Source organism: Thermoflexus sp., from assembly GCF_042408365.1.
Taxonomy (GTDB): domain Bacteria; phylum Chloroflexota; class Anaerolineae; order Thermoflexales; family Thermoflexaceae; genus Thermoflexus.
Genome location: NZ_JBHOQJ010000309.1, coordinates 1 through 6862, shown reverse-complemented (window position 1 = coordinate 6862; position 6862 = coordinate 1). Strand labels below are relative to the sequence as shown.

Sequence of the window (6862 nt, the reverse complement as noted above, 5' to 3'; positions counted from 1 at the left end):
TCGGAGATGTTCGATGTGCACTACATCCCAAGGCTCCTGAAGGCTCCGGCGCAAGGCCTCCCGCAATCCGGGGTGATCGGCATATCCAGCCTGCAGGGGCTCCCCGCGCGCCCAGGCCCGGACGACGTTCCAGAGCGTGCGTCCGCGGGATAAGGGGAATCGGTGGATCTCCACCCCCAGACGCTCCAGCGGCTCGAGCCCTGCGTCACCGTCCTCGGGCGGCTGGACGGCCAGCACGCGGATCCGATGGCCTCGACGCGCCAGGGCTCGGAGCAATCCATAGGGGCGGATCCGAATATGGGAGGGCGGATAAGGGAGCACCATCAGAATGTTCATTGTATCCCTCCATTTCAATGTTACGCTCCCCCCGTTAGATCTGTAGAAGAGCTCGGTTAGAAATCTGGTGCGAAACGATCTCGGCGGCCCAAGGGATCTATCCCCGAAAAGCACGAGGCGCCCGCCGATCCAAGGGCGTTCTCCAATAGGCCCTGAAGGATTGCTCCCCGAGGTCAGCCTCCATGGGCACCAGTCTACCGCCTTCTAACCCCCTGCTTACACCCTCCCAACCCCCTGCCGCTACAGTGAGAGCCAGAATTGTCTTGCTAGGGAGATGAGCTTGCATGGCCTTCCCAGGATCTCCTGTTCCAGAAGTTCTTACGCCGTCCGGAGCCGCTATGAAAATCCCCATGGCCCGTCCGCTGTTTGATGACGAGACCCGAGAGGCGCTGCTGGAAGTCCTGGACTCCGGGCGATTGGCCCAGGGACCGCGAGTGCTGGAATTCGAGGAGCGTTTCGCCGAGTGGGCTCAAGTCCCATTCGCGATCGCCGTCTCGAATGGGACCGCCGCGCTGCTTCTGTCCTTGATGGCGCTGGAGATCGGCCCTGGGGACGAGGTGATCACCACGCCCTTCACGTTCGTCGCGACCGCCAACGCGGTTCTGTTCCCGGGCGCCCGGCCCGTCTTCGCGGACGTCCTGCCATCCACTTTGAACCTGGACCCTGAGGCGGTGGAGCAGCGGATCACCCCTCGGACCCGCGCGATCCTCCTGGTCCATCTTTACGGCAACCCGTGCGAGATCGATGCGTTCGTTGAGCTGGCGGAGCGCTATGGCCTGGCCCTGATCGAGGACGCGGCCCAGGCGCACGGCGCGCTGTATCGCGGCCAGCCGGTGGGGTCCTTCGGAATCGGATGTTTCTCCTTCTACGCCACCAAGAACATGACCACCGGCGAAGGCGGTATGATCACCACCCGGAACCCTCAGCTGGCCCGGCGCCTCCGCATGTTGCGGGATCACGGCCAGTCGAACAAGTATGTGCATGAGATCTTGGGCTTGAACTTCCGGATGACCGAGCTCCAGGCGGTCTTGGGGATCGGCCAGCTAAAGCATATCGACGCATGGAACGCCCGCCGCCGCGCCATCGCTGAGTTCTACAACCGACATCTCCGCAGGGTGCGTCCCGTGAAGACCACCCCCAACAGCACGTCGGTTTACCATCTTTACACGGTGCGCATGGACCCCGGCCTGCGGGATGCGGTTCGCGAACGCCTGCAGCAGGCATGGATCGAGACGGGGATCCACTACCCGACCCCGGTTCATCGGCAACCCCTCTATCAGCGGCTGGGTTACAACGAATCCCTTCCGGTGGCGGAAAAGGCCGCCCATGAGGTCCTTTCCCTCCCCATTCACCCAGCCCTTCAGGACGAAGAGCTTCACCACGTGGTGGAACAGGTGAACGCGGCCATCGAGGAACTTGAAGGGGGCTGAAGATGAAGAACATCCGGTTGGGTGTCGTCGGTGTCGGCTCAATGGGGGAACGCCACTGCCGCGTGCTTCAGGCCCTTCGGGGTGTGGAGCTGGTGGGTGTCTACGACCAGTGCATGGAGCGGGCATTGGAGGTCGCGGCTCGTTATGAGACCGCCCCGTTTCCAAGCCTGGAGGCTTTGGCCGCTGAGGTGGATGCCGTCACCATCGCCACCCCCACCCCCACCCACGCCGAGATCGCTTTAGAGTTGATCGAACGCGGCGTGGCGGTCCTGATTGAGAAACCGATGGCGACCTCCGTTATGGAGGCGATGGCGATCTGGGAGGCCTCCCGACGTCGAGGCATCCCGGTGCAGGTAGGCCATATCGAGCGCTTCAACCCGGTCTACACGGAGCTTAAAACCATCCTGGAATCCATACGCCCGATCGGCCTGACCTTCCGCCGATTGAGCCCTTACGCTGTTAGCAACCAAGACGCCGATGTGATCCTGGATCTCATGGTCCATGACCTGGATTTGGCCATCGATCTGATCGGGGCTTCTCCGGCACGAATTCGCCCCATCGGACGCCCGGTCTTCTCCGATGCGATCGACTACGCGATCCTGATGATGGAGTTCCCACGAGGGGAAGTTGCGACCCTCTTCGCTTCTCGGGTCACCGAACAGAAGATCCGTGCCATTGAGGTCACAGCCGTCGAGGCCTATATCGAGGCGGACCTCTTGAACAAAGGGATCACGATCTATCGTTACACCATCCCGACCTTCACAAACGACCGCCAGCCGGTCAAATATCGCCAGGAGGGATGGATGGAGCGGATCGGAATCCCTATGGCCGAGCCCTTGGCCATGGAGCTCCAGCATTTCGTGGATTGCGTGCGCAGCGGCAAAACCCCCATCGTTTCCGCGCTCGACGGCCTGCGGGCGATCCAGCTGGCGGAGCGCATCCGGCTGCTGCTCTACAACAGCCCAACCCCCGCCCTTCAACCGGATCGGATCGCAGCTCCCGTCGGAGCGAGCCCATGAAGATTGTGTCCATCGTCGGAGCCCGCCCGGAATTCATCCAGGCTGCACCGGTGAGCTTCGCCCTCCGACGCACCCATCGCGAGGTGCTGGTCCACACCGGCCAGCATTACGACGATTCGATGTCCCGCGTTTTCTTCGAGGACCTGGAGCTGCCCGCCCCTGATTACCACCTGGGCGTGGGCTCACGCTCCCACGCCCGTCAGACGGGCGAGATGATGATCCGGTTGGAAGAGGTGCTGCGGAAGGAACGGCCGGATATGGCGATCGTGCGGGGGGACACCAATTCCACACTGGCCGGGGCCCTGGCGGCGGCCAAACTGCAGATCCCGCTGGTCCACATCGAGGCCGGCGAGCGCAGCTTCAACAAGTTCATGCCCGAGGAAATCAACCGGCTGGTCGCCGACCGGCTGGCGGACCTTCATTTCTGCATCACCCGCCTCGCGGTGAGGCATCTGGCCCGGGAAGGGATCACGGAAGGGGTCTTTTTCGTTGGGGATGTCATGCTGGATGCCGTGCGCATTTATCTGCCCCGGGCGATGGAGCGCGCCCCGGCCCTGCTGGAACGCCTGGGGGTCGAGTCGGGCCGCTATCTGCTGGCCACGGTCCATCGGGCAGGCAATACGGATGATCCGCGGCGACTGGCCGGGATCCTGGCCGGCTTCAATTCCATTCCCGAACCGATTGTGTTCCCCGTCCATCCGCGGACCCGCCAGGCGATCGCCCGCTACGGCCTGCAGACCGCGCCTCACATCCGTGCGGTCGAACCGGTAGGCTACCTGGACATGCTGGCCCTGGAGGCCCACGCTCGGATGATCCTCACCGACTCCGGCGGGGTCCAGCGGGAGGCCTACTTCCTGGGTGTCCCATGTCTCACCCTGCGGGAAGAAACGGAACTGATGGAGACAGTGGAGATCGGATGGAACCGCCTGGTGGGGACGGACCCACGCCGGATCCTGGAGGGACGGCATTTCTTCCGGCCCGCCGGGCCACGCCCTCCTTTGTTCGGGGACGGCCACGCCGCTGAGCGCATCGCGGCGATCTTGGAGCAAGCGCCACCTCGCTTCGGCCAACATTATCGGAGGCCGGGGAGCTTCGTCGCCCTAATCCGGGCAACCGCAGAACAGATTTCCCTTCCGTGATTCAAGAACGCTTTACAGACAGAGCCGTGCGCTCCGGGCTCGCCTTCGGCGTCTGGCAGCCCGAAAAGTTTTGGAAGGAAAGGAGCAACTCCATGAACGGGGCAGCCCTTTTGATCGAAAGCCTCCAACAACGCGGTGTCCGCGCGATCTTCGGCCTACCGGGAGACGAGGTCACCCTCTTCGAAGCCCTGCGAGCAAGCCCCATCCGCTTCATCACGGTGCGCCATGAACAGGCCGCCGCCTTCATGGCCGACGCCTATGGCCGGCTGACCTGCCAGCCAGGCGTCTGCTTCTCCACTTTGGGCCCGGGAGCGACCAACCTGGCGACCGGCCTCGCCAACGCGATGCTGGATCGCTCCCCCGTGGTGGCGCTCTCCGACCAGGTCCCCACCGACCAGATGCGGCCGGGGGTCCACCAATACGTGGACCTCGCCGCCTTCTTCCAGCCGATCACGAAATGGAGCGCCGTGATCCGCGACCCCGAGCTCATCCCTGCCGCCCTGCAATATGCCTTCCAGGTCGCATGCGCCGAGCGGCCAGGGCCTATCCACCTCAGCCTCCCGGTCAATGTGCTGGAGCGGGAGTGTTTTCTCTTCCATCTGGGCGGCGAGCTCCCTGGGCATCCCTCTCTATCGCACACCGGTCCGGATCCCCGGGCGCTGCAACAGGTCGTTGCCTGGTTGCAGGAGGCCCAGGCGCCGGTCCTGGTGGTGGGCAATCTCCCGCTGCGCGCCCAGGCGCAGGCCTCCCTGCGCCGCTTCGTGGAGGCCTATCAGATCCCCACCCTCACCACTTACATGGGCAAAGGGGCGTTGCCGGAGGATCACCCGCTGTGCTTGGGCGTCATCAGCCGACATGCCCGAGGGGAACTGATGGGATTGTTCACCGCATGCGACCTGATCCTCACCATCGGCTACGACGAGGTGGAGGGCGTGAAGCCGAGCCTATGGACGGTGGGGAACCACAAGCGGGTGGTGTGCGTGGACAGTGTCTTTGAGGCGGAGGGCGCCCTCCTTCACGCCGACGTCACCCTCGCCGGGGATGTGACCGCGATCCTGGAGGAGCTGGCCGCCCGGGCGCCTTCCGGTCGCCAGCCCTGGCTGGCCGTCTCCGCCGTCCGAGAGGCTATACGGAGAGCCCTCCACCAGCCCATTGTGGAATCCGCCCCCCTCTCCCCAGCCGCCATCACCCGCGCGCTCGCTCAGGTTCTTCCAGACCCCGCGGTGCTCACCGTCGACGTCGGGCTGAATAAATACGCGATGGGCCTGACCTATCCAATCCGGGGCCGTCAACAGATCCTGTTTTCCAACGGGCTCTCATCGATGGGGTTCGCCCTCCCCGCCGCCCTGGGGGCCCGGCTGGCCCGGCCGGAGGACCCGGTGGTGGCGGTGAGCGGCGACGGCGGCTTCTTGATGAACGTCCAGGAGCTGGAGACCAGCGTGCGCCACGGCCTTCCGGTGGTCGCTTTGGTGATGCGGGACAACGCCCTGGGGTTGATCCGTCGGATGCAGGTCGCCCGCTTTGGGGAAGCCGTCGGCACCACCCTGGGGAGCCAGGATCTCCCGACGCTCGCCGCGGCCTTCGGGGCGCGGGGGATCACCGTGGAGACCACGGAAATGCTGGTCGATGTGCTGGTGGAAGCCATCGCTTCCCACCAGACCTGGGTCATCGATGTCCCAACCTCATATGAAGGGTGGCTCCAATGAAACCGAAATCCAAGATGAAACGCATCCTGCTCCTGGGAGCTGGGGGGCCGCCGGGCATCAACGTGATCCGTTCATGGCGCGAGGCGCCGGAGCCGTTCTACATCGTCGGCACCGACATGAACCCCTTCCACCTGGAATGGGTGTCCGCGGATCGGGTCTATCTCGTGCCGCCGGTGAACCACCCGGAATATCTGGACGTGATCGCGGAGATCGTGGAACGGGAGGCGATCGACCTGATCCACGCCCAACCGGACGTGGAGGTGCGGGTCTTATCCGAGCATCGGGAACGTTTCCCAGCCCGGGTGTTCCTTCCCCGTAAGGAGACCGTACGGCTGCTCCAAGACAAGCAGGCCTCGGCCGAGCGTTGGCGTCAAGCGGGGATCCACACCTTCCCCACCGTGCCGGTCGATTCCGTGGAGGATCTGGAGCGGGCGGTCGAGATCATCGGGCTGCCCCTCTGGCTCCGGGCGCGGGAAGGCGCGGGGGCGCGGGGGGCGACCCTCGTGGAACGGATCGAGACCGGGATCCACTGGATCGCCTACTGGCGATCCCGCGGCGTGAATTGGGCGTTCATCGCCCAACCCTACTTCTCGGGCCGGGAGTTCGCCTGGCAATCCCTATGGAAAGATGGGAAGCTCATCGTCTCTCAAGGCCGCCAGCGCATCGAATACATCTACCCTCACCTGGCCCCCTCGGGCCGCACCGGGACCAGCGCCGTGACCGTGACGGTGCACGACGAGCGGGTGAACGAGGTGGCCACCCGTTGCGTGCGGGCGGTGGATCCTCAGGCCACCGGGGTGTTCAGCGTGGACCTGATGGAGGACGCACAGGGCAACCTCTTCCCAACGGAGATCAACGCGGGGCGCTTCTTCACCACCACGTACTTTTACACGCGAGCTGGCTGCAACATGCCGTACTCCATGATCCGGCTGGCCTTCGATGAGCCCTTGCCGGATCTCCCACCCTACAACGCCCTGCCCGCCGGCCTCTACTGGATCCGCCACATCGATTGTCCCGCCGTCCTGGTGCCTCATGGCGCCCTGCGGGTTCAACGGGAGCCCGGCGCGAGCTGGGTCGATGGATCGGAGCCGCTTCGGGAGTTCGAAGCGATGTGGCGGGCCACCGCTTGATGTCCGTCGGGCGTTTTCACGAGCCCGGCCTGATCGCATTCGAACAGGCGGGGGGTTGGACGAACTCACCTGTGTGCTGGGGTTTTTGGGGTGGGGGAGATC

Annotated in this window: 6 protein-coding genes; 5 read left to right on the top strand and 1 reads right to left on the bottom strand. The window is 64.5% G+C overall.

The annotated features are described in order from the left end of the window. Positions 1-336 (bottom strand): glycosyltransferase (locus ACFMO5_RS14115; RefSeq protein WP_376793388.1); only part of this gene is annotated, 336 nt, incomplete at its 3' end. Positions 337-674: 338 nt separating this feature from the next. Here ACFMO5_RS14115 and ACFMO5_RS14110 point away from each other — a divergent pair. The 5 genes from ACFMO5_RS14110 to ACFMO5_RS14090 all read left to right on the top strand — a co-directional run bounded on the left by ACFMO5_RS14110 (position 675) and on the right by ACFMO5_RS14090 (position 6760). Continuing rightward, positions 675-1766: a DegT/DnrJ/EryC1/StrS family aminotransferase gene (locus tag ACFMO5_RS14110; RefSeq protein WP_376793387.1), complete on the top strand. Its 1092-nt coding sequence runs from the start codon at positions 675-677 to the stop codon at positions 1764-1766. A gap of 2 nt (positions 1767-1768) precedes the next feature. Next, on the top strand, positions 1769-2785 hold the full coding sequence (locus tag ACFMO5_RS14105; protein WP_376793386.1) for a Gfo/Idh/MocA family oxidoreductase: 1017 nt from the start codon (positions 1769-1771) through the stop codon (positions 2783-2785). Then, the gene (gene wecB, locus ACFMO5_RS14100) at positions 2782-3924 is read left to right on the top strand and encodes a non-hydrolyzing UDP-N-acetylglucosamine 2-epimerase (RefSeq protein WP_376793385.1); all 1143 of its coding nucleotides are present in this window, start codon (positions 2782-2784) and stop codon (positions 3922-3924) included. The genes ACFMO5_RS14105 and wecB overlap by 4 nt, the downstream gene beginning before the upstream one ends. A gap of 92 nt (positions 3925-4016) precedes the next feature. Then, complete coding sequence (locus ACFMO5_RS14095) at positions 4017-5630, top strand: thiamine pyrophosphate-binding protein (protein WP_376793384.1); 1614 nt, start codon at positions 4017-4019, stop codon at positions 5628-5630. Next, a complete protein-coding gene (locus ACFMO5_RS14090; RefSeq protein ID WP_376793383.1) occupies positions 5627-6760 on the top strand; it encodes a hypothetical protein in 1134 nt (377 codons plus the stop codon). The genes ACFMO5_RS14095 and ACFMO5_RS14090 overlap by 4 nt, the downstream gene beginning before the upstream one ends. Positions 6761-6862: the final 102 nt, after the last annotated feature.

Excerpts from the sequence above, each read along its gene's own strand:
- ACFMO5_RS14110 (WP_376793387.1), top strand. The coding sequence starts at position 675 with ATGAAAATCCCCATGGCCCGTCCGCTGTTTGATGACGAGACCCGAGAG.
- ACFMO5_RS14105 (WP_376793386.1), top strand. The coding sequence starts at position 1,769 with ATGAAGAACATCCGGTTGGGTGTCGTCGGTGTCGGCTCAATGGGGGAA.
- wecB (WP_376793385.1), top strand. The coding sequence starts at position 2,782 with ATGAAGATTGTGTCCATCGTCGGAGCCCGCCCGGAATTCATCCAGGCT.
- ACFMO5_RS14095 (WP_376793384.1), top strand. The coding sequence starts at position 4,017 with ATGAACGGGGCAGCCCTTTTGATCGAAAGCCTCCAACAACGCGGTGTC.
- ACFMO5_RS14090 (WP_376793383.1), top strand. The coding sequence starts at position 5,627 with ATGAAACCGAAATCCAAGATGAAACGCATCCTGCTCCTGGGAGCTGGG.